General features: G+C 64.4%; 22 protein-coding genes and 3 pseudogenes. 9 read left to right on the plus strand and 16 right to left on the minus strand.

The features are described from left to right. The first annotated feature begins 349 nt into the window (after positions 1–349). A complete protein-coding gene (locus G4G31_RS06970) occupies positions 350–2305 on the plus strand; it encodes a GAF domain-containing protein (protein WP_182990822.1) in 1956 nt (651 codons plus the stop codon). A gap of 211 nt (positions 2306–2516) precedes the next feature. Here G4G31_RS06970 and G4G31_RS06975 read toward each other — a convergent pair whose 3' ends face one another. Further along, a complete protein-coding gene (locus tag G4G31_RS06975; RefSeq protein ID WP_182990823.1) occupies positions 2517–2837 on the minus strand; it encodes a hypothetical protein in 321 nt (106 codons plus the stop codon). Between G4G31_RS06975 and G4G31_RS06980 the strand changes: the two genes are divergently transcribed. Continuing rightward, complete coding sequence (locus G4G31_RS06980; RefSeq protein WP_182990824.1) at positions 2815–3285, plus strand: hypothetical protein; 471 nt, start codon at positions 2815–2817, stop codon at positions 3283–3285. The genes G4G31_RS06975 and G4G31_RS06980 overlap by 23 nt on opposite strands. A 70-nt stretch (positions 3286–3355) precedes the next feature. On the opposite strand, the gene G4G31_RS06985 is transcribed toward G4G31_RS06980, so the two are convergent. Next, entirely contained in the window at positions 3356–4858 is a 1503-nt protein-coding gene (locus G4G31_RS06985) for an HD domain-containing phosphohydrolase (protein ID WP_182990825.1), read from the minus strand. Between the two features lie 153 nt (positions 4859–5011). Continuing rightward, the gene (locus G4G31_RS06990; RefSeq protein ID WP_182990826.1) at positions 5012–5749 is read right to left on the minus strand and encodes a DNA-formamidopyrimidine glycosylase family protein; all 738 of its coding nucleotides are present in this window, start codon (positions 5747–5749) and stop codon (positions 5012–5014) included. A gap of 165 nt (positions 5750–5914) precedes the next feature. Here G4G31_RS06990 and G4G31_RS06995 point away from each other — a divergent pair, with 165 nt between their 5' ends. Next, positions 5915–6403 carry a DUF3016 domain-containing protein gene (locus G4G31_RS06995; protein ID WP_182990827.1) on the plus strand — a complete coding sequence of 163 codons (489 nt, stop codon included), beginning with the start codon at positions 5915–5917 and terminating at the stop codon, positions 6401–6403. Here G4G31_RS06995 and G4G31_RS07000 read toward each other — a convergent pair. From G4G31_RS07000 to G4G31_RS07035, 9 genes and pseudogenes are all read right to left on the minus strand, one after another. Continuing rightward, positions 6361–7536, minus strand: a complete 1176-nt coding sequence (locus G4G31_RS07000; RefSeq protein WP_182990828.1) for a hypothetical protein — start codon at positions 7534–7536, stop codon at positions 6361–6363. The genes G4G31_RS06995 and G4G31_RS07000 overlap by 43 nt on opposite strands. Before the next feature lie 146 nt (positions 7537–7682). After that, a complete protein-coding gene (locus G4G31_RS07005) occupies positions 7683–8201 on the minus strand; it encodes a hypothetical protein (RefSeq protein WP_182990829.1) in 519 nt (172 codons plus the stop codon). 127 nt (positions 8202–8328) lie between these two features. Next, positions 8329–8448 (minus strand): annotated as a pseudogene (locus G4G31_RS28940) (sigma factor-like helix-turn-helix DNA-binding protein); the annotation flags it as partial. 161 nt (positions 8449–8609) lie between these two features. Beyond that, a pseudogene (locus tag G4G31_RS28945) lies at positions 8610–8834 on the minus strand (RNA polymerase sigma factor); the annotation flags it as partial. A 226-nt stretch (positions 8835–9060) separates the two neighbouring features. Then, a complete protein-coding gene (locus G4G31_RS07015) occupies positions 9061–9504 on the minus strand; it encodes a thioesterase family protein (protein WP_182990830.1) in 444 nt (147 codons plus the stop codon). A 9-nt stretch (positions 9505–9513) separates the two neighbouring features. After that, complete coding sequence (locus G4G31_RS07020; RefSeq protein ID WP_182990831.1) at positions 9514–10983, minus strand: sorbosone dehydrogenase family protein; 1470 nt, start codon at positions 10981–10983, stop codon at positions 9514–9516. Between the two features lie 126 nt (positions 10984–11109). Then, positions 11110–11412 (minus strand): hypothetical protein, encoded by a 303-nt coding sequence (locus G4G31_RS07025; protein ID WP_182990832.1) that lies wholly within the window; start codon positions 11410–11412, stop codon positions 11110–11112. Beyond that, positions 11409–12269 carry a hypothetical protein gene (locus G4G31_RS07030; RefSeq protein WP_229425426.1) on the minus strand — a complete coding sequence of 287 codons (861 nt, stop codon included), beginning with the start codon at positions 12267–12269 and terminating at the stop codon, positions 11409–11411. Before G4G31_RS07030 ends, G4G31_RS07025 begins: the two co-directional genes overlap by 4 nt. A 5-nt stretch (positions 12270–12274) precedes the next feature. After that, positions 12275–12811 carry a DUF882 domain-containing protein gene (locus G4G31_RS07035; RefSeq protein WP_182990833.1) on the minus strand — a complete coding sequence of 179 codons (537 nt, stop codon included), beginning with the start codon at positions 12809–12811 and terminating at the stop codon, positions 12275–12277. Positions 12812–12932: 121 nt separating this feature from the next. Here G4G31_RS07035 and G4G31_RS25415 point away from each other — a divergent pair, with 121 nt between their 5' ends. The 3 genes from G4G31_RS25415 (at position 12933) to G4G31_RS07045 (ending at position 14782) form a co-directional block, all read left to right on the plus strand. Beyond that, positions 12933–13175 (plus strand): PQQ-dependent sugar dehydrogenase, encoded by a 243-nt coding sequence (locus tag G4G31_RS25415; protein WP_229425427.1) that lies wholly within the window; start codon positions 12933–12935, stop codon positions 13173–13175. An 11-nt stretch (positions 13176–13186) separates the two neighbouring features. Beyond that, positions 13187–14125, plus strand: a complete 939-nt coding sequence (locus tag G4G31_RS07040) for a PQQ-dependent sugar dehydrogenase (RefSeq protein WP_229425428.1) — start codon at positions 13187–13189, stop codon at positions 14123–14125. Positions 14126–14191: 66 nt separating this feature from the next. Further along, positions 14192–14782: an isochorismatase family protein gene (locus tag G4G31_RS07045; protein WP_182990834.1), complete on the plus strand. Its 591-nt coding sequence runs from the start codon at positions 14192–14194 to the stop codon at positions 14780–14782. A 118-nt stretch (positions 14783–14900) separates the two neighbouring features. Here the strand turns inward: G4G31_RS07045 and G4G31_RS07050 are convergent, their stop codons facing one another. Further along, positions 14901–15887: an LLM class flavin-dependent oxidoreductase gene (locus tag G4G31_RS07050; protein WP_182990835.1), complete on the minus strand. Its 987-nt coding sequence runs from the start codon at positions 15885–15887 to the stop codon at positions 14901–14903. Between the two features lie 143 nt (positions 15888–16030). On the opposite strand from G4G31_RS07050, the pseudogene G4G31_RS27470 reads away from it, so the two are divergent. From G4G31_RS27470 to G4G31_RS07060, 3 genes and pseudogenes are all read left to right on the plus strand, one after another. Continuing rightward, positions 16031–16567: pseudogene (locus tag G4G31_RS27470) on the plus strand (serine hydrolase domain-containing protein); the annotation flags it as partial. Between the two features lie 55 nt (positions 16568–16622). Continuing rightward, on the plus strand, positions 16623–17372 hold the full coding sequence (locus G4G31_RS25425; protein ID WP_229425430.1) for a serine hydrolase: 750 nt from the start codon (positions 16623–16625) through the stop codon (positions 17370–17372). A gap of 1355 nt (positions 17373–18727) precedes the next feature. Then, positions 18728–19153, plus strand: coding sequence for a type II toxin-antitoxin system HigA family antitoxin (locus tag G4G31_RS07060; protein WP_229425431.1), 426 nt, complete (start codon positions 18728–18730; stop codon positions 19151–19153). 435 nt (positions 19154–19588) lie between these two features. Here the strand turns inward: G4G31_RS07060 and G4G31_RS07065 are convergent, their stop codons facing one another. The 3 genes from G4G31_RS07065 to G4G31_RS07075 all read right to left on the minus strand — a co-directional run bounded on the left by G4G31_RS07065 (position 19589) and on the right by G4G31_RS07075 (position 22063). Beyond that, positions 19589–20083 (minus strand): hypothetical protein, encoded by a 495-nt coding sequence (locus tag G4G31_RS07065; protein ID WP_182990836.1) that lies wholly within the window; start codon positions 20081–20083, stop codon positions 19589–19591. Between the two features lie 662 nt (positions 20084–20745). Continuing rightward, positions 20746–21567, minus strand: a complete 822-nt coding sequence (locus G4G31_RS07070; protein WP_182990837.1) for a hypothetical protein — start codon at positions 21565–21567, stop codon at positions 20746–20748. Positions 21568–21724: 157 nt separating this feature from the next. Beyond that, on the minus strand, positions 21725–22063 hold the full coding sequence (locus tag G4G31_RS07075) for a zinc ribbon domain-containing protein YjdM (RefSeq protein WP_182990838.1): 339 nt from the start codon (positions 22061–22063) through the stop codon (positions 21725–21727). Between the last annotated feature and the right edge of the window lie 66 nt (positions 22064–22129).

The following is a 22129-nucleotide window of genomic DNA, read 5'->3' on the forward strand; positions in this document are numbered from 1 at the left end:
CATCAAGGGCTGGGCGCTGGGCGGCTACGGCATCATCCAGCGCTCGGGCTGGGATGTCGCGCACGAACTGCGCCGGGGAAACTGGTGCAGGTCCTGCCCGACCATGCGCTGCCGGATGCGGATATCGTCGCGCTGCTCGGCGCCCACGGCGGCCGCCGCTCGGCCCGTACCGAGCGCTTCCTCGCCCTGCTGAAGCAGGAAATCGGCACGCTGCCCTGGGAGGAATAGGCCCCTGGTCTAGCCGGCGTTGCGTTTCTGCTGTCTTGCTCTGTTCGGGCCTCCAGGAAGCTGTATGCAGCGACGATCTGCTGCTAATATTTCCACCTGGAATTAATTGTCAGGGAAATCCATGGACCGTCTCGCCCGCCTGGAAGCGGTGCAATCGATGCTGCTCGAAATCGGGCAGCTGTCGACCAGTTGCAGCGACATCAGCGTGTTTCTGCGCGCCGTACACCGCGCGCTCGGCCGCATCATGTATTCGGCCAATTTCTATGTTGCCCTGTCCGACCGCGAGGAAGGGACCGTGCGCTTCGTGTATTTCGTCGATGAACGCGATGCACTGGACGCGCTGGCGATGGACCAGACGGTGCGCCTGGCTTCTCCGGAAGAGTCGCCGACGTCCTGGGTGATCCTGAACCGGCAGCGTCTGGTGATGACGGCCGCCGACTTCGAAGCGCGCGAAGCGCAAGGGGTGTTCGGCGCGGGCAGCAACGCCGAACACTGGATGGGTTGTCCGCTGCTGGACCAGCAGCAGCAATCGCTGGGCGCGATGGTGATCCAGAGCTATACCCCGCAGCACACCTACAGCGAGGAAGACCAGGCCCTGTTCGCGGTGATTGCCAACCATGTGTCGGTTGCCCTGCAGAGCCTGCAGAGCATGGACCGGCTCGAGCGCGCCGTGCAGGAACGCACTGCGCGCCTGGCCCATGAAGTGGCCGAGCGCCGCCGCGCCGAGCAGATCCAGCATGCGCTGTACCAGATCGCCAACCTGTCGGCCAGTGCCGTGTCCACCGACGTGCTGACGGCCAGCCTGCACCGCATCATCGGCGAACTGATGGTGGCGAAAAATTTTCTGATCGGCCTGTATCACCCGGACACCCAGGAAATCAGCATCCCGTATTTCGTCGACCAGCACGATGCCGAGCCTCCGGTCAAGCGTTTCCCCTATGGCAAGGCGATGTGTTCCTACGTGCTCGCCTCACGCCAGGCCCAGCTGCACGATGCCGGCAGCTTCACGCGCCTGGTGGCGAGCGGGCTGGTCAAGGAGCCGCTCGGCAATGTCGATATCGCCAGCTGGATGGGCGTACCGATGCTGGTGCACGACCAGCCGTATGGCGTCCTGATCGTGCAGAGCTATGACCCGGCGGTGGTGTACACCAAGGCCGACCTCGACCTGCTGGCCTTCGTTGCCAGCCACGTCGCCGTGGCGATCGCGCGCATGCAGGCCGACCGCAGCATGCGCAAGACCAAGGAACTGCTGGAAGAGCAGAACGCGGCGCTGAACACGGCCCTGCAGCAGCTGCGCGAAGCGCAAGGCGAACTGGTGCGCCAGGAAAAGCTGGCTTCCCTGGGCGAACTGGTGGCCGGCGTCGCCCATGAAATCAACACCCCGCTCGGCATCTGCGTCACCGCCACCAGCCACCTCGTCGAGGAACTGCGGCTGACGCGCGCCGAGCTGGCCGCGGGCGAGATGACGCAGGAGAGCCTGGCATCCTTCTTCGACATCGTCGACCAGTCGCTGCGCATCATGACCACCAACACCCAGCGCGCGGCCAGCCTGGTGCGCAGCTTCAAGCAGGTGGCGGTGGACCAGTCCTCGGGCGACATCCGCAGTTTCAACCTGCGCGCCTACCTCAACGAAGTGCTGCTGTCGCTGCAGCCGCGATTGAAAGGGCGCCCGGTGAAGGTGGAAGTCGACTGCCCGCCGGACGTGGCGATGGAAAGCTACCCGGGCGCGGTGTCGCAGATCGTGACCAACATGGTGATCAACTCCCTCATCCACGGCTTCGAACGCGACCAGCCCGGCCATATCGCGATCCGGGTAGCGGTGGAGGGCGAGCAGGTGGCCATGTCCTACGCGGACGATGGCGCCGGCATGGACAAGGAAACGCTCGATAAGCTGTTCGACCCCTTCTTCACCACCAAGCGCGGCAGCGGCGGCAGCGGGCTTGGCGCGCACATCCTGTACAACCTGGTGACGGGAGCCCTGGGCGGGACCGTGAAAGTGGAAAGCGCGCCGGGGCAGGGCCTGCGCTACGACCTGAGCTTTCCGCGCAGCCGGCGGGCGGAAAAGGCGCCAGTGTGACGCGGAACGCCTGAAAGACGGGGTCGACGGCAGGGCGGACGGCTTCCACGCGAACGGTGCATCAACGCACCGCCGGCGCCGTCCACGCGTTCAAACGGTGCATGCATGGACGCGACCAGGCAAAGGAGTCGAACGCCTGGACAGCCACGATACTGCGAGCGTTCATGCTTGCGCGCCGTCCACCGTGCGCCGCACGCGGCGGCGCGAGCGATCAAAAGGCCGTTTTCGGGCTGAAGGCAAGATTGCCCTGCAGCTTGATCGTGCCGGCGCCCGTGGCCATGTCTTCGCCGCCGCTCAGGGTACCGCCGCCCAGGGCATTGCGGTATTTGCCGGTGCCGCCGGTGATACGGAAAGTCGCGCCGGAGAAGACGAACTTGGTGCCTTCGCCGGTCGGGACGAACTGGCCGCTATAGGTGGCGAAGAGCTGGTCGCCCGAGGTGTCCATGACGATGAATTTGCCATCGCTGAAGTTGAACAGTGGTCCCTGTGGCGTGATGCAGTCGGTGGCGATGAAGACGACCTTGCCGTACATCCGCTTGCTGTCGCCGTGGCCGGCGATGGTGCCGCCGAAATTCGCCGGACAACGTGAAGAAAACCCCACGGTTTCTTGCAAAACGCCTTCGATGGCGAAGGTTGGCTGCAACACCTGTGCCGATGCAGTGGCCGAGCTTGCCAAAAGGAGGGTAGCGGCAACGGGACCAGCAACAGCGCGCACGATGGATTTGAACATGTATCAGCTCCGAGGTAAGTTGAAGAAGGACGTGATGTTACCTATCCTGCAACACTTCGGAGATATTTTTTTGCTACTTGTGGTAAACAATAAACATATAATTGCGGCAACATTTGTTCTGTTCCGCGGGCGTGCTGGACGAGGGTGGAACCGCCAGGATGCGGCTGTGCCGTCGCTGCTTGAACGCGTAGGCGGCAGTGACGTAGCGGGACGATTGAACGGACGGGTGGAGCCGCCTACCCTACGTTGAGCGCCGGCCGCATGAAGGGTGCCAGGCTTGCCACCCGCGGCGTTCATTCACGGCGGGGAAGCGGCCAGGTTCAATCCGGCCACTGCCGGTTGATTTCCACCGCCTTGTCGATGTTCTGGATCAGCAGGTCGACGTAATACGGGTCGAGGTGCTGGCCGGCGACTTCGCGCAGGTAGTCGGTCACCTGTGGCACCGGCCAGGCGGACTTGTAGCAGCGCTCGTGGCAGAGGGCATCGAACACGTCGGCCACCGCGACGATGCGGGCGTACGGGTGGATCGCTTCGCCCTTCAGGCCTTGCGGGTAGCCGCTGCCGTCGTATTTTTCGTGGTGCTGGTGGGCGATGACGGCGGCGGCCTTCAGGATGGGGCGCGTCGAGCCGTCGAGGATCTGCAGGCCGACGGTGGGGTGCTGCTGCATGACTTCCCATTCGTCCGGGCTCAAGCGGCCGGGCTTGAGCAGCACGGCGTCGGGCGTGGCGATCTTGCCGATGTCGTGCATGGGCGCGGCGTGCATCAGGGTCGCGGTTTCATCCTCCGGCATGCCCGAAGCTTGCGCCAGCAGGTGGCAGACTTGCGCCATGCGGCGCACGTGGTTGCCGGCTTCCTGCGAACGCGATTCGACCACGTCGCCCAGGCGCAGGATCAGTTCGGCCTGGGTATCGGTGATTTCCTGGTTCAGCAGGATGTTGTCGAAAGCGATCGCCACGCCCGAGCAGAACACTTCCAGCAATTGCGAGTCGATCTCCGAGATTTCCTCGACGCCCTGCAGCACGAGCAGCGACGCCTTGCCGCTGCTGTTCGGGAAGTAGCCGACATAGGTGTCGCCGTGCAGTTTCGAGATGCGGTTGTGGCGCGCGTCGTCGAGCTGGGCCACCAGGGCCGGGTCGATGTCGTCGCCGAAGTCGCCGATCTTGGCCAGCACCTCGTACTGGCTCTCGCCGCTGATCATGCTCGCGCCCTTCAGGCGCAGCAGCATGCTCTGCTCCAGGCGCAGCAGCGCCACCACCTGCTGCAGCAGGCCGCTGGCGAAATCCTTCAGGCTGCGCTGCTTGAAGATGTGCGAAGAAGCGGCCAGTACCCGTTCCAGGCCCTCGCGGTAGTTCTGCTGCACGCGGCGTGCTTCCTCGACCTTCATGATGTCGCGGTAGGCACGCAGCGCGGCGAAGGTGGTCGTGAACAGCTTGGTGCGATCGAGCTCGGTCTTTTCCTTGTAGTCGTTGATGTCGTAGTCGACGATCACGCGTTCTTCCGGCGCCTGGCCCGGCTGGCCGGTGCGCAGCACGATGCGGGTAAATTGATTGTCCAGTTCCTGGCGCATCCAGCGCGCCACTTCCAGGCCGCTGTCCTCGCGCTCCATCACCACGTCGAGGAACACCAGCGCGATATCGCTCTCGCGCGCCAGCACTTCCTTCGCCTCGGCGCCGCTGTGGGCGTGCAGGAAGGTCAGCGCACGGCCATCGAGGCGGAAGCGGTTCAGCGTCAGCTTGGTGATGTCGTGGATATCCGGTTCGTCGTCGACGAGCAAGACCTTCCAGGGAGCGAGCTTGGGCGCGGCAGGGGACAGAAAGGACATGGCGGTTCCGATACCGTAATCAATCGAGACGAACGAACAGGAGTTTCTGCACGAACATGCAGGATGAATCGATTGTAGTATGGGTCTACGGCATTAACAACAAGCAATAGATGAAGTCCTGGTGCAACTGTCAAGGAATGTGGGGCGGATGAGTCAGGTATAGCGTTTCTGGCAGCGTTCGCAGAAAAAGCTGCGCCGGTTGGTGCGGCCGAGGTGGGCCTTGTGGAAGGGAATATTGCAGCGCGGGCAGATTTTTTTGGCATGGGCCAGCCAGTGCTGTTTCAGTACATATTCTTTTTTCCAGGCCAGGAATTCGAAACTGTACTGGCGCGCCTGCTCGACCAGGGCGCGCAGCTTGGGCGCGGGCAGGGCGCCGACCGTCGACGCCGGATGCACGCGAATGCGGAACAGCACTTCGTTCTTGATGATGTTGCCGACGCCGGAAAAGATGTCCTGGTCGAGCAGGGCATCGCAGGCCAGCAGGTCGGGCCTGGCGCGCAGCTTCTTGAGGGCGCGGCGCGGGTTCCAGGCCTCGGACATGACATCGGCCTGCCAGTCGTACAGGCTGTCGAGCTCGCCCTCGATTTCGCGTACCGAACACGCATAGAAATTGATTTCTCCGCCATCGGCCATACGTAGGAAGAGGCGCGGCGGTTTGTCACGGCGCTCGTTCACGCGGTAGGTGCCGAACAGCAGGAAATGGATGCGCACGACCATGTTCGGCAAGACAATCAGGAAGTGCTTGCCCCAGGTGCGCAGCGAGACGAGCGTCTGGCCGACCAGGCGCCCCGGGTCGATGGCGGTCGTGTTGCCGCCGGCCTCGACGATTTCCTGGCCGACGAAACGGGCGGTGTCTTCCCGCAAGATGACGAGCGATGGTCCTTCTGGCACGGTGAGCCTCCTTGTCCCCATTCTTGCCCAACTCAGGCAGGGCCGGCTGTGCGAGGACTAACAGACTGAAACAGGATTTACATGGAGGCTACCGCATGGCGCCTCGAAGCAAGGTATATTGAGTGGTTGCATGAGAAGCTAAACAAGATAGCGAAAGGAATCGCCATGAAGATTCGACACCTGGCCGTAACAAGCCTGCTGGCGCTGGCCGCCGGCGCCGCCTCGGCCGACGTGACTGTCAATTACGTGGAGCCTGATAACTTCACGGACCTGCCGTTCACGAATTGGGAGCGCGAGGCCACCCTGAAAGACCTGACGAACCACTTCACCAGGCTCGGTGCCCAGCTGCCGGCCGGACAGAACCTGAAGATCGACGTGATCGACGTCGACCTTGCCGGCCGCGAGTATCCGGGACGCGGGCCGCGCGACTTGCGCATCGTGAAGCAGATCGACTGGCCGCGCATCGACCTGCGCTACACCATCGAGCAGGATGGCAAGGTATTGCGCAGCGGCGATGCACAGTTGCGCGACATGACCTTCATGGACCGCTTCACCCGCGCCAACGAAAGCGGCTCGCTCCGATTCGAGAAACGCATGATCGACGAATGGTTCTACTCGACGATCGTGCCGCGCGAGCAGGCCGCACGGCGCTGAACGCAGCCCCGGCACGCCCCACAAACCGCAAGCCGGCGCCGCCGTGCTTGCGGTTTTTTATTGCACCCGCGGCGGTGGCCCGCCCGGGCCTGCTCCCCGGGTTTTACTCGCCACGCTTGCCGGGCTCGCGCCCTGACCGCGGCCGGGCGCCGGCACCCCTGTCCTTCACGGTAGTCGGCCGGCACCGTGAACAGCGCCGGGTCCGGTTCGCCACGCTTGAGGCCTTCCGGGCGGTAGACATAGTCGCCGCTGCGCGGGTCGCTGTGCTTGGCATACACCGTCAGCTGCAAGTCGGGCGCATACCAGCTTTCGTCGGCGACGATAATCGGATTGCGGTTGCCGACTTCGCCGGCCGGAATTTCGTAGCTGCGCAGCTTGCCCTCGGCCTTGACGCCGTCGAAGTCGCGCGTGCCGAGGTCGCGGCTGACGGCCTTGCTTGCCCATTTGCCGTCTGCCGCGGCGCCGGCGATCAGCGGGCCCAGCTGGCCGAGCTGCGGACCGAGGCCGCGCAGCTCGGCGCCGAGTTCGCGCGGCAGGCGGATCACGCGCACGGTTTCACGCATGCCTTCGCGCGCCTCCCTGCCTTGCCCGGCACGTCCGGGCTCGCCACCCCGCGCTCGATCCGGACCACGGTGCGGCCTTCGCCGCCGCGCTCGAGGGCCGGCAGGCGGCCCTCCTTGCGCAATTGCTCGACTCGCGCCCGCGCCGCCTCGGCAATGCGGGCGACATCCGGCCCCGAGGGAAGTTTTCTCGCCGTGCGTGTTTGCGGGCTCAGCAGCCAAGTTGCGTTCGCTACCGGATCCTTGATCGTCACGCTGCGCAATTCCCCCCTTCGCATCGCGCACTTCGTGGCGAGTGCGGCCGGCGCTGTCGCGATAGCTGGCAGCGCTCGTGCGCTGCTCGATCCCGTTACCGTCGGCCAGTTGCTGCAGTCGCTCGGAGACGATCCGCGCGCTGTAGGGCGCATCCTTGACGGCCGCGCCATGGCCGCGCAGGTGCAGGCGCGGGACGTTCTCGAAACGCATGGCCCCGGCCATGGCCGGCGGTTCCGGGCTCTCCAGCTCTTCGGCGGCAAAGGCAGGAGAAGACAGGCAGGCCAGCAGGGCCGCCAGCAGCAATCGGTTCTTGTTCATGGTGTCCTCGGTTGTAGTGATTGGAAAGTCAGGAGCTCCTGACAAAACCGCCATAGCCGCGTTGCGGCTCCTTGCCGTACAGGCGTACTGTCCGCGTCGCCGCGCCTTGCTCTGACGGTTTTGTTAGAAGCTCCAGGTGTCATGGATCATTCGAAGGCGCCCAGGCGCAGGGCAAGCGGCTCGCCGGCCGCGTCGACCAGCATTTCGGCGCGGATGCTGTCGCCCGCGTATTCCGGATCGATCGGCAGGCCGAGTGTGGCCAATACCGTACGTGGCAGGTCGGCCGCGACCAGGCGCGGCGCGGGCTCGCGTTCGATCCGTTCGAGCGAATCGAGGGCGACAAATGCGCCGCCGTCGTCCAGGCGCAGCAGGGGCGCCTGCGGATAGCCATCGCCGGCCAGGCGCGGCGGCACCAGCAGCAATGCCAGCATGGCGGCGCCCAGGCCACCGGCGAGCGCGGTGGCAATCCACTCGAGCGCGCCGAGGCGGCGGTACCGGGGCCGGCGGGAGAACTGGGCCTGGAAGGCCTGCATCAATTCCTTGTCGACGCAGCGCGGCGTGTCGACGGCAGAGAGCGCCTCGCGCAGGCCGGCCAGGCGCAGGTCGAGTTCCGCGGTGTCGCCAAGTGGGTCGGGCAGGTGGTCGGGAGGGTGTCTGGTGTCCATGATGTGATCGGTATCCGTGTCGATTCAGGCATGCTCGGCGTGGGCACGCAGGGGCCTTGGCCGGGGCCGCACGTCCGCGCGCGAGGCGCGAGCGCACGGTGCCGATATCCACCGCGCAGATCGTCGCGATCTCGAGGTAGGACAGGTCGTGCAGTTCGTAGAGGATGAGGGCGTCGCGGTAGTGCGGTGCCAGCCGCGCCAGCGCCCGGCGGGTCTGTTCGGCGGACTCGTTGGCGAGCACCCGCACGAGCGGGTCGGCGTCCTCGCAGGGCAGGTCGATCTCGTCCGCGTCGCCGTCGGCGCCGGTTTCTGGGCGGGCAGGGCGGCTTCGCGCCGGCGCCCTTCCTCCTGCTTCAGGATCAGGAGGCGCACGACGCCGAACAGGAAGTTGGGCAGGGAGCCGCGCAGCGGGTCGTAGGCGAGGCGTCCGTTCAGGAGGCCCATGAAGGCTTCCTGCACCACGTCGGCGGCGGTGCCGCTGGCGCTGGCGCGTAGCAGCGCGAAGCGGTACAGCGGTCCCCGGTGGCGCCGGTACAGCGCGGCGAAGGCCGCGGCCTCGCCGGCGCGCATGCGGCGCAGCAGTTCATCGTCGGAAGTGGAGGGCGTGATGTTCATGGGTGGTCTCTTACCCATATTCCAACTCAGCGCCCGGAAAGTTCCAACTATTTTGCTGGCCGGGAGGCAAGGAGGGGCGGCTGGCCTGGCGCGGGCGGCCGGCGGCTGGCGCCGTGCATGCCGGGAGATCCTCGGCTCCGTATGCGGCGCGCAGCGTCTGCTTGACGGAGCGCGGCGGCACCGCGGCGCCTGTGGGAGGTGCGCCGTCGATCCAGCTCAGTCGATCCAGCTCAGTCGATCCAGCTCAGTCGATCCAGTTCACCCGCTCGAACTTGGTGCGGAACTCCTCGGGCATGGCGACGACCTGGCTGGTCTTGTAGTTGTAGAAGACGAAGCCGGACTTGGCCATGGCGACGAGGGCCTTGTCGCGCGGGCGCGTGACGCGGAAGGTGATGTCGCCGCCGTACTTGTTGAAGTCCATGACGCCGACCTCGAACAGCAGCTGGTCGCGCGCATGGGCTTCGGCCCGGTAGGTGGTGGCCAGGTCGGTGACGATGATGCCGGTGCCGTCGCGCTCGGTTTCGGCGACACCGAACTCGAACAGGAAGCGTGCGCGCGCCTCGGAGATCATCGAGATCATCGAGTCGTTGCCGAGGTGGTTGGCGGCGTTGATGTCGGTGACGCGCACCGTCAGCGGCGTGGAATAGTAATACTGGTCTTCGGGGAAGTGGAGGTGTAGTCGGGCCATGGGGCGATTCTACCCCGAGCTGCCGCGGGCGATGCGGAAGATGCGCCCGGCCGCACTGACCACGTACAGCTCGCCCGCGCCGTCGCGCCCGAACGAGACGACCTGGGTGGCGCTCAAGCCCCAGTCGCGCTGCTCGACGACCCCGGCGCCGGTGGCGAAGAAGCTTTTCACGAAGCCGCGGCAGAAGTCGGAATAGAAATAGCGTCCGACCAGTTCGGGCAGGGCCGTGCCGCGGTAGACGTAGCCGCCGGTGAGCGAGCAGCCGTTGACGTCGTTCGCGCCGTGTTCGTATTCGAAGACGGGCAGGGTCATGCCCGTGCGGTCGCAGCTGGCGGCGTTGTAGCAGATGCTGCCTTCCATGATGTCCCAGCCGTAGTTCAGGCCGCCCTGGGAAACGGCGGCGATGTCGACTTCCTCGCGCGTATCCTGGCCGACGTCGGCAATGTAGAGCTGTTCGCCGTCGAAGCTGAAGCGCCATGGGTTGCGCAAGCCACTGGCCCAGATTTCGGGACGGCGCCCGGCCTGGTTGACGTAGGGGTTGGTGGGCGGAATGGCATAGGGCTGGGCGACGCTGGCATTGCGCACGTCCACGCGCAGGATCTTGCCGAGCAGCGAATCGAGGTTCTGGGCATTGCCGAAGGGGTCGCCGGCACCGCCGCCATCGCCCGTGCCGGCATACAGCATGCCGTCCGGCCCGAAGGCGACCTGGCCGCCGAAGTGGTTGTCGAACTGCGGATGGGCCACGCGCAGGATGGCCAGGGCCGAGGTCGGATCGCCCACGTCGGGCAGCGGCGAGCTGGCATAGCGCTCGACGACGATGTTCTGCGCGAGGTCGGTGTAGTACAGGTAGACGTAGCCGTTGCGGGCGAAATCCGGGTCGAAGGCCATCGACAGCAGGCCGCCTTCGCCGCCGGTGAAGACACGGTCGCTGATGTCGAGCCAGGGCTGGGTCAGCACGGCGCCGTTGCGCACGATGCGGACCAGGCCCGCGCGCTCGACGACGAACAGGCGCTCGTCGCCGGGCGGCGCAGTGACGAAGACCGGTCGGGTGAAGGTGGGGCCGATGTCGGTCAGCGTCAGTGTCACTGGCCCGCTGGCATAAGTAACGCTGGCGGTGGCCGTGGCGCCGGCCGCGACGACGACATTCTGGGTAGCGGGCGTGGGCGCATAGGTGGCGCCGCCGACGGCGACGTTGGACGCGGCCACGCTGTAGCTGCCGGGTGCGAGATTGGGCAAGGTTTGCGTGGCGGTCAGGTCTTGGGCGAAATTATTTGGACCGGTGACGCGCACGGCGCCGTTGACGCCGGCGGGCAGGGCCGTGATCGTTACTTGCAGGCTGCCGGTCGTGGCGCCGCTGCCGGTACCGTCGCCAGGTGTGGGGCCGAGGGTGCCGGGATTGCCGCCGCCACCGCTGCAGGCCGCCAGCAGGAAGGAGGACAGCAGGCAGAGCAGGAATATCCGTACGCGATCGACCAGCATGGCAGCCTCCACGGGGAACGGCAATCGACGCGGCCATTCTGCCACTGCCGGGCCGTGCCGCGCGCACGTTAGCCGGCGCACAATTGATTCTGTTCGGAGGAGGAAGGCGGCGCGTCGCGCGGACGTTCAGGGTGCGGCCGGCGGACGCTGGCGCGTTTTGGCCACCACGCCCGACGGGGCGATCAGGACGACGAACTCGGCAAAGCGGCCGGCGCCGGCGGGCGACTGGTACAGCCAGGCTTCGTAGCCGCTATCGAACACGACCGACCTGGTCTTGCCAAAGGCAGCCAGCAGCTCGGCCTTCGTCGTGCGGCCCGGGACGATGCCGCTGGCCAGGCGCTCGGCGGCGACCGACCTGCCGGGCGGCACCGCCTGCGTGGCGCAGCCGGCCAGCAGCAGGGCCGCGAGCAGGAGGGCAGCGCGCCTCATCGCGCCACCTCGGCCGGCGCCGTGACCGACGCGGCCGGCACGTCCACCATGTAGTCGAACTCGACCAGCGTGTCGTCCGGCCAGCGGCTGTCCCAGATCGGTGCGTAATAGGTGCGGTCGAGCAGCACCTGGCAGTCGCAAAAGGGCAGCATCTCGCGGGTCTGCCCGCCGCCGGCATAGAGCATGCTGAAGGGCAGTACTTCAGAGCGGTCGCCAAAGCGCAGGCGCACCGCGAACAGGGGGCGCTCGGCGAAGAACAGGTAGTTGCCGTCGGGGCTGTTGCAGACCCCGTCGGCGCTCGTCAAGGCATCCGCCAGCCAGCCAAACAGCGGCGAGCTGTTCGAGACCAGGCCAGCTTCCATGCCGACCCGGCATTCCAGGCGCAAATCGCCCAGGCGGCGCGTGCCAGGCGGCAAGCCCGGGGTGGCGATGGTAGCGCGCCAGGTCATGCTGGTGGTCTTGCGGTTGGCGAGCACGGCGGCGTCTTCGCGCAGGGCTTGCTCGTTGCGGGGCAGCACGAAACTGTTGTCGGGCGCGACCGGCACCGGTACCGACAGGGTGTCGCCGGCGATGCGCAGGGTGATGCCTGTCATGTTGACGTCCGGCGTGCGCGGCAACAACTGGAAACGCAGGCTGGCCGCAGGAGCGAGCGCATGTTCGCGTTCGAAGCGTTCCATGCCTTTGATCATCTTGCGGTAGGATTTGTCGACCGGGTCGCGGGTGCCCTTCACGCTGACGGTGGCGACCTTGCTCGGCGAAGGGACAGGCGAGGAAGAGGCTTCCTGCGCGCCTGCCGTGGTGGCGAAGGCAAGCGCGCAGAGGAGGGTGAGGCCGGTGCCTTGCGCGAGCGGCCCCATGCTGCTTACCAGTAGCGGACCCGGCCGGTGTCCATGTGCACGAACTGCGAGTCCGGGTAGTAACCGACGCCGCCGGCGCGCATCGACACGGCCGCCTTGCGCAGCTGGGCCAGGTCCTTGCCCGGCAGGCGGATGTCGATGGCCTTGCCGTCCATGTGCATGCTGTGCTTGGCCACGCCACTGCTATTGGCGTGCAGCTTCGCGTTCGATTCCGGCGAGCGGTAGCCGGAAATGATGTGCAGGGTCTGGTTGTCGCCGAACTTGGTGCTGACCTCGTTGAGCAGGACGATCAGCTTCGTATCCATTTCGGCAATCTTGTTGTTGCGGTGGTCGCGCAGCAGCTTGTTGATGTCTTGCAGCGCGTCCGGGATGAACTGGCCTTCGGCCCAGAAAACACTACGCAGGCTTTCACCGGTATGCGTGTTGTACAAGCGCAGGGTACGTTCGCCAGGAGCGGCCTGGGCGGCTTTCGCCAGGGCGGGCATGCCGATCGCGGACGCGAGTGCAACAGAGCTTTTGAGGAAAGAGCGTCGTTGGTTCATTGAGCATCCTTTACGCAGGTTCGGAAACAACGATGATACCCCGTTTTCGTCGAGCTTGCAGGGGATGACGGGTAAATGCGACACGATGACGGTTGAATAACAACTTTTAACGGAGATTTGCATGCAATTCCGCCAACACGGCAGTTTTTCGCAACGCGTCCGGACCGCCTCGTGCGCGCTTCCTTTCCTCATCGCCGCCAGTAGCGCCGCGCACGCCCAGGTGCAGGCGAGTGGCGCCCCGCCCGAAGTCAAAGGCTGGCGCCTCGAAACCGTCACCGACGCGCTGCCCCAGGCCTGGGGCATGGCATGGCTGCCGGACGGGCGCATGCTTGTTACCGGCAAGGAAGGCACGCTGCACCGGTAGCGGGCGGCAAGGTGCAGGACCTGCCCCTGGCTGGCTTGCCGAAGCTGATGACGGGCGGCCAGGGCGACCTGCTCGACATCGCCGTGCATCCGGCCGACAAGGGGCCGCAGGTGCGCGTCTACATGACGATGGCCAACGGCACCGAGGCCGAGAACCGGACCATGCTGGTGCGCGGCACCTTCGATGGCAAGCGGGTGACCGGCATCGTGCCCCTGTTCACGGCCTCACCCTCGAAGAACGGCGGCGAGCACTTCGGTTCGCGCATCGCCTGGCTGGCCGACGGCACGCTGCTGATGAGCATTGGCGATGGCGGCAACCCGCCCCAGCGCGTGGGCAGGATGCTGGCCCGCGACCAGGCCCAGAACCTGGGCAGCCACAACGGTTCCATCCTGCGCCTCACCAGCGAGGGCAAGCCGGTGCCGGGCAATCCGCTGGCGAGCAAACCTGGCGCCCTGCCGGAAATCTGGTCCTACGGCCACCGCAACATCCAGGGCCTGGTGGTGGATGCGGCCGGCAAGCAGGTGTTTGCCAGCGAACACGGCCCGCGCGGCGGTGACGAGATCAACCGCATCGAGGGCGGCAAGAACTACGGCTGGCCGATCCAGACTTTTGGCCTGGACTACAAGACGCGCGAACCGGTCGGCAAGCCCAGCGTGCCGGGCATGGTCGATCCCCTGGTCGCCTGGTCCCCGTCCCCGGCGCCCTCGGGCCTGGCCTGGTACACGGGCCACGCCTTCCCGCAATGGCGGGGCAGCCTGTTCAGCGGCAGCCTGGCCGGCATGGACGTGCGCCGCATCGCCTTCGACGCGGACGGTAAAGTTGTGAAGCAGGAAAAGCTGGCGATCGGCAAGCGCGTGCGCGACGTGCGCCAGGGGCCGGACGGCCACCTGTACCTGCTGACGGACGAGGACCACTCGCGCATCCTGCGCGTGGTACCGGACAAATCCTGATCGCCTGCCGGGCCGTGCGCCGCAGCGCGCGGCTTTCTCCGATACTCGCCCGAAAGGAGGAGAGAGATGGAACACTTTTCGATCGATCTCGCCAGTACCGCCCTGGTACTGGTTGACCTGCAAAACGGCAACGTTGCACGCGAACTGGCGCCCTATTCGGCCGAGCAGGTGGTGGGCAACTGCGTGCTGCTGGCGGGGGAAATGCGCAACCGCGGCGCCATGGTCGTCTATGTACGGGTGCTGATGAACGAATTGCAGCCCGGCCCGAGCGACGCGCCCCTGCGCGCGCCCGGCAGCCCGGCGCCACCGCCGGATGCCTCGCACCTGGCGGACAACGCGGGCGTCGAGGCCACCGACATCGTCGTCACCAAGCGCCAGTGGGGCGCCTTCTATGGCACCGAACTCGACCAGCTATTACGGCGGCGCGGCATCAAGACGCTGATTTTGGGCGGCATCGTCACCAATTTCGGCGTCGAGTCGACGGCGCGGGCGGCGCATGACCGTGGCTATGCGATCGTGTTCGCGGAAGATGCGATGAGCGGGATCACGGCCGAGGCGCACAATTTTGCCTGCGCCAACATCTTTCGCGTGATGGGGCGGGTGCGCAGCACGAAAGTGCTGATCGACATGCTGCAGGAGGGGACGGGCGACGCCTGAGGCCTGGACAGGGTTCGCGGGTCAGGGATACGCCGCAAGAGCGCGCACGCTGAGACCGCGTGGGGCAATGGAAGCCGGTGGCTTCCATTGCAAGCCCACCCTGCGAACTGCGAAATCGCTACGCCGCCGCGTGAATCGCCGCCGTGATCTCGTACGAACGCAGCCGCGCCGCGTGGTCGAAGATCTGCGAGGTAATCATGAGCTCGTCGGCACGGGTGTGGGCAACGAAGGCCTGCAGCTGGGCCGCCACCGTTTCCGGCGCACCGATGGCCGAGCACGACAACACGCTGTCGAGCATCGCGCGTTCCTGCATGCCGAGGCTTTCCAGATAGCCACGCTTGGGCGGTTGCAGCCTCGTCGGGCGACCGCTGCGCAGGTTCACGAAGGCCTGCTGCATCGAGGTGGCCTGGTACCGGGCTTCCTCGTCGCTGTCGGCCGCGAACACGTTGAAGCCGAGCATTACATACGGCTTGTCCAGCTGCGCCGACGGCTTGAAATTCGCACGGTACATGTCGATTGCCTGCATCATCATCTGCGGTGCGAAGTGCGAGGCAAAGGCGTAGGGCAGTCCGAAGTGGGCGGCCAGCTGGGCGCCGAACAGGCTGGACCCGAGGATCCACAGCGGCACGTTCAGCCCGGCACCGGGCACGGCCTTGACTTGGCGGCGCGGCGAGTCGGCAAAATAGTCCTGCAGCTCGAGTACGTCCTGGGGGAATTCGTCGGCGTCCGAGGCCAGGTTGCGGCGCAGGGCACGCGCGGTGACGTGGTCGGAACCCGGCGCACGGCCCAGGCCCAGGTCGATACGGCCGGGGAACAGCGACTCGAGCGTGCCGAACTGTTCGGCGATAACGAGCGGCGAGTGATTCGGCAGCATGATGCCGCCGGCGCCCACGCGGATGCGCGAGGTGCCGGCCGCGACATAGCCGATCAGCACCGAGGTGGCGGCGCTGGCAATGCCCGGCATGCCGTGGTGTTCGGCCAGCCAGAAACGGTTGAAACCCCAGCGTTCGCCATGCTGGGCGAGGTCGAGCGAATGCTGGAAGGAAGCGCGCGCATCGCTGCCTTCGGCGATGGGCGAGAGGTCGAGTATCGAAAAGGGAATCATGAGCCGCATGATACGCCGAAGGATTTTTTCCCGCTGCGCGCCACTGCACAGGCGGCTTGTCGCCGGTGCAGCGGTTGACAGCATGCGGCCCTCGGACCGGCGCGGTCCCGCTGTAAAGATTGACCAGCAGATATTGCCTGTCTATGATTCCCGGCTCCTGCCGCCGCGCCGCCGCGGCGCGCGCCAACTGCTCCAGGCCCGGATGTTCATGCGTCGTCATTCTTCGTCCAAACGTTCCCGGCACCGATACGCCATTGGCGCCTGCCTGGCGCTGCTGGCCGGGTGTGCGCCGCTGTCCGGGGACAGTCCTGCAGGGGGGCACACTGGCTGCACATGGGCAACTCGACCCTGCCCAGTTCGCACGCATCGACGCGGCAATCGGCGCCGCCATCGCCGAGCGCCGCCTGCCGGGCGCGGTGTTCCACCTCGAGCGGGGCGGCGCCGTGCACGAACGCGCCTACGGCCAGTTCAGCTACGAATCCGGCGCCGCGGCGGTGACGCCCGACAGCGTGTTCGACGCCGCCTCGCTGACCAAGGTATTGGCCACCGCGCCCGCCGTCCTGCTGCTGGTCGAGGAGGGCAAGCTCGAGCTCGACGCGAAGCTGGTCGACTATTTTCCCGAATGTGGCGGTGGCGGCAAGGAGGCGATCACGATCCGCCATCTTCTGACCCATACCTCTGGCTTGCCTGCCGGCCTGCCCGCCAGGCCATCCTGGCAGGGCGATGCGGCCGCGCATGCGCTCGCCTGTGCCCAGACCGTCACCCACGCGCCGGGGGAGCTTCTTCCGCTATTCCGACATCAACTACATCCTGCTCGGCCAGCTGGTGGCGCACCTGTCCGGCGAGCCGCTCGATGCCTACGCGCAGCGCCATATCTTCACGCCGCTGGGCATGCGCGACACCGGCTACCTGCCGCTGCGCCGCATGGCGGCGTCCAGCATCGTTCCCACCCACCGGGCGCCCGCCGGTGGCGACGCGGCCGGTGCACACGGGGACGTGCGCGGCGGCGCGCGGCTGCAGGGCGTGGTGCACGACCCGACCGTGCGCCGCATCGGCGGTGTCGCCGGTTCGGCCGGCGTGTTCAGCACCGCGCGCGACCTGGCCCGTTTTGCGCGCATGCTGCCGGGAGAAGGCGAGCCGGAGGGGGTGCGCGTGCTGTCGCCCGGGAGCGTGCGCCTGCTGACCACCGTCGGCAGCCCGCCCGGCATCGCCTCCCTGCGCGGCCTCGGCATGGACATCGATTCGCCTTATGCCGAGCGTCCGCGCGGCACGCTGTTCCCGCTGGGCAGCTATGGCCACACGGGCTTTACCGGCTGCATCCTGTGGATCGACCCCGGTTCGCGCACGTTCTACGTGTTCCTGTCGAACCGCGTTTATCCCGACGACAGGAGCAATGTGTTGCCCCTGTACACCCAGCTCGGCACGCTGTCGGCCCAGGCTGCGGGCATGGGCGCGGCCAGCCCCCGAACCAGTGGTGGTCGGTGATCGCGCACAGGTCTTTGTAGACCAGGTACCACCAGTGATAGATGCTGTTGCCCCATGGGCGGGCACTCCGTCCCTTGCGCGCTGCGGCGGCCGCCAGGTCGTAGACCTTCGCCTTTTTTGGCTCTCGGGTGCCCAGCACCTCGTCGGCCAGCTCGTGCATCGTCCACACGGTATCGGTCAGCACCACGCCTCGCACCTCCCGGCCGTTCTTGCCGTTGGTGGTTCCTACCAGGCGAAGCACGCGCAGGCAATCACTCGCGGACGGGTCGGCCTTGATGCCGGCCAGCGCGCGGATAAGGGCGCCCTGTACGAGGCGCCAGACCGGCAGGGCCTTGTCGGGGGGCGGCTCCAGGAGCCAATACAGGTGCATACCGCGGCCTGAGAAGACGGCAAACGACGGCGCCGGCAGCTTGGCAGCGCGGAGCAGGTCGAGCGCATCCTCGAGGTTGCCGGAGCCGTCGACGTCGACGTAACACGCGCGCAGGCTACGCAGCTGGCGAACGTGGCGCCAGCCGTGAAACTCGTTCACGGTCAGGTATGTGTCGACGCCGCCGGCGAAACCGGCTACCAGTTTCGCGACAGGGTCACCCGGGTAGATCTTCGTCCACCGGTTTGCCTCCTTGCGCTGCTCCCAATACAGCACCGCGCCATGGGCTGCGTGGTGCAGCTTCTACATTTCACCATGTCGCTCTGGACGTGGTTGCAAATGCCGTGGCCGTAGGATGCCCGAGTCGGAAAAACCACAAGAGGATCGCCAAACGCTGTACTGGGACACTTCGGGTGCGCCTTTTTGCGAGTCGTGATGGTAGGCCGGGCAGTGTCGATGGAAAACCCACCAGAGGAAGGCAGCAGTCGAAAGTGAAACACTTCGGCCCGCATACGTACCGCCGAGTCGTGACACCATGATTAACTGCAGCTGGTTAGGAAAACTTGCCGAAGACCAGCTGCGCGCGACTGGCAAAGTGCGCCTACCTAAACCTGAAGAAGGAATTTCCTAATGCAATTCGATCTCACTCCGGCCACCATCACAGCCTTGGCCTTGCTTGTCCAAGTGCTCGGCAGGAACCGTTTTGGCTCCGTAATGGTCGTCCTACTCATCCTCGCCGTTGGCGTAGCTGCAGCCCTGCCAGGTCTACCTGCTGCCCTAGTCGCCTAAGCATGGCGATCCCACGTTTGGCCAGGTCACCACCGGCACACCTGTGAGCTGCCACAACTCATCGCACGGCACAGCAGCAAAAATACAACTACGCATCTTGCGAAGTTGCATTGGTATTTTATGGTGTCCAGAGGGTGCAAATACAGTTTGTAGGCACACATTCTGAAGACGATAAATGGTCGAAAGATAATCGCAAAAAATGAATCATCAAAACCAGTCGAGCAGCGTAACGCCCGGCCTTAAAATGGCTTGGGCTACGCTGCAGGATCAAGCCCTGTTACGCCCGATTCGGAACGACACTGATTTTGAACGTGTACATGCTCTAGTTAACGAGCTGGCCTACGAAGTAGGGGATGACGAGAGTCATCCCCTCTTTGATCTTTTTGAGCTAGCAATGTTGCTAATAGAAAAGTGGGAAGACGAGCATGTAGAAATTCCGGATACGGAACCAAAAGAGGTATTCCGCTTTCTGTTGGAAGAACATGATCTAAAGCAAAAGGACTTGGCTGATATCGCGTCGCCTACTTTGATTAGCGATATTTTGGCAGGTCGTCGTGAAATAAGCCGAGTTTTAGCGAAGAGCTTAGCAAAACGTTTCAACGTTGATGCCAGTGCATTTCTGTAACTAGCGAATCAGCGGCCACCTTGGCCATGCTCGATTTTGCGCTGTCTTACTTTGCCCACGAATGGGCCCAACTACTAAGTCAATTAGGTGCCGGCTGCGCAAGCAGTTGAGCGCACGCGCCCGCTTATCGGGACTGCGAAGTGCCGGTACCGTCCTTCTCCATGCCTGTCCAGGTGAACTTATAGTGGCGGCAACTCATCCCCATATTCCCGCATGAGGTAGGCGTGCATCGCGGCTACCAGCGGCGACACGTCTGCTGGGCTGTAGTCCTTCCGCTGTTCAGCGCGACAGCATTGGTGCCACTGCTGCTTTTGATTTGGGCTGATCGGATGCTGCTACTCATTGCCAGTCTGTAGCTGGGCCGTGCACTACGCTCGAGCACGCGCAGCGTTTCTCCAAGCAATTCAGTACGATTATAGATTCGCAGCCGCCCTGCTAAAATGAACATTCAACCAATACGTCAACATAGCTCAGGTCCACTAGCAATTTATGACCTTCGATATCTGGGCAATCAGGACTATCTATAATCTCGCACATAACGAAATTCATATCGAGGAATCCGTAGGGATTCCAGTCGAATAGATCGATGAATTGAAGGGAAACATTAGAATCTAGTTCTTTAACCGGATGATCCCAATAGCCAGCAGACTCCCGCTTCTCGCGATTTATCATAACAGCTGTTTTACGTCGGCTACGTAATTTTACTTTGATTAATCGCGAAGATTTTCCGAGGACATAATCGTCGTCACTACAATCAAGTTGGCGTAGAACGATACTACGAAAAAGCTCGTTCTTTATTCTCGCAAATGAATCAGATATCGCCCAATCTTGATTTATCTGGAACTTGGCCATAAAGGCTCGATTCCATAAACCACGACTGCAGTCACGATATTCGTTTAACTGATCAAGAACCGACACTGTAGATTCCACTATTGACCTCCTCTCTACTTCCAATCTTTTCCATCAGGTAGCAGCGCTACGCTCGCACTGCAGTCCGGTTCCAGGAACGGCTCCCGTCTTCCGATATAAAGGGAAACAGGTTGCGTCTTCCTACGCAGGATCTGCGACGGCATTCGTCGAAAACAGAGAAGCAGCTACGAGGACAGGAACCGTAAGGTTCAGGACAGACGGACATAAACGAATGCGCACGATGACCTCATCAGCAAAGGAGATCGTAAATTATAGGCATACTTACCTTTCCTCGAAGATATTATTTTTATAATTTACCCAAGATGAATAAATAGCGTTTTTTCATGCAAGTAGCATTAAATTTATAATGAAATAATTGCCCAGTTGAAATATTGGATATAAAAAGTAATGAATCTTGGTGCAGGTTAATGGTTTTCTCGTTTCAAATGGGCACAGCTCTTTATTGATATGACACTTTAGCGAAGCAGACTGTTCAAATTCGACCGTTTTTGGACAGGTCCGCCCGGTGCGGGCCGGGCTGTTTCGCGCCCGTGACGATGCCGCTTTAACTTTCCAAAAGGCTACCGCGCGCTGCATTCATGTCGACCTCTCTACACTTGGTTTCCTCCAATGACCTGACATAGGTCGTTGAAATTGCTGAGTTTTTTTTGCCCCCATGATATTTAGGAGAAAGACATGAAAATGCATAAACTGTTGAAGGGTCTGCTGAGCGCGTCGGTTGCCGCGGCGATGGTTGCTTCCTTCGGTGCGCAGGCGCAGTCGAGCAGCACCTCGGGCTCGAGCGGCTCGGGTTCGCAGGCTAGCAGCCAGAGCGGCAGCTCGGATACCGGCACCACGTCTTCCACCAAGAAGAAGCAGAAACGCAGCAAGAAGCAAGGCAGCAGCTCGCAGAGCGGCAGCTCCCAGAGCGGCAGCTCGGGCTCGGGTAGCGGCGCGTCCAGCACCGGTTCGATGGGCACCAGCGGCAGCGGCAGCGCCAGCGGCACCTCGGGCAGCGGCAGCACCGGCGGTACGTCGGGCACCAGCGGTACCGGCGGCACCTCGGGTACCAGCGGTACCTCGGGCACTTCCGGCACCTCGGGCACCAGTGGCTCGATGGGCACCGGCACCTCCGGCTCGAGCGGCACCAGCGGTTCGATGGGCACCGGCACCTCCGGCTCGAGCGGGTCGATGGGCAGCGGCAGCTCTGGCTCCAGCGGCTCCAGCGGCTCGATGGGCAGCGGCGCGTCGGGTACCAGCGGCAGCAGCGGCGCCATGGGTACCAGCGGCTCCATGGGCACCAGTGGCGGCACCGGCACGATGGACAGCAGCGGCCGCGCCGGCACCACCGGCACTACCGGCACTACCGGCACGTCGGGCAGCTCGGGCAGCTCGGGCACCAGCGGCACCTCAGGCACGTCCGGCACCTCGGGCACCTCGGGCACCTCTGGCACGTCCGGCACCTCCGGCACCTCCGGCACGAGCACCGGTACCGGTGGCGGCACCGGCGGTCGCGGCTACTGATCCGGTTCCAGGCCGCCCACCCGCGGCCAAGGTCTGGACATGAAGAAAAAACACCAGTCCCAGGGCTGGTGTTTTTTCATGCGTGCGGGTTCGGAACCGGCGCTGGGCCTGGAGCACGCACAGGCCGGTGCACGGCGCTCACACCTTGCGCACGAACTCCGACTTCAGGCTCATCGCGCCGAAACCCTCGATCTTGCAGTCGATATCGTGGTCGCTGTCGACCAGGCGGATATTCTTGACCTTCGTGCCCTGCTTGATGACGCCGCCCGAGCCCTTCGGTTTCAGGTCCTTGATGACGGTGACGGTGTCGCCGTCCTGCAGCAGGTTGCCGGCGGCATCTCGGTACTCGCGCACGGTCTCGGCTGCGGCTGCGCCGGCCGCCGGCGACCACTCATGGCCGCACTCGGGGCAAGTCAGGTGAGCGCCATCCTCGTAGGCGTACGCGGATTGGCAGACGGGGCAGGGAGGCAGGGACATGGCGGTACCGGAAAGGAAAGCCGCCAGTATAGCGCCGGCGCACCGCGGCGCGGCGTGCGCGTGCCA

The sequence above is a fragment of the Massilia sp. Se16.2.3 genome, assembly GCF_014171595.1.
GTDB lineage: Bacteria > Pseudomonadota > Gammaproteobacteria > Burkholderiales > Burkholderiaceae_D > Telluria.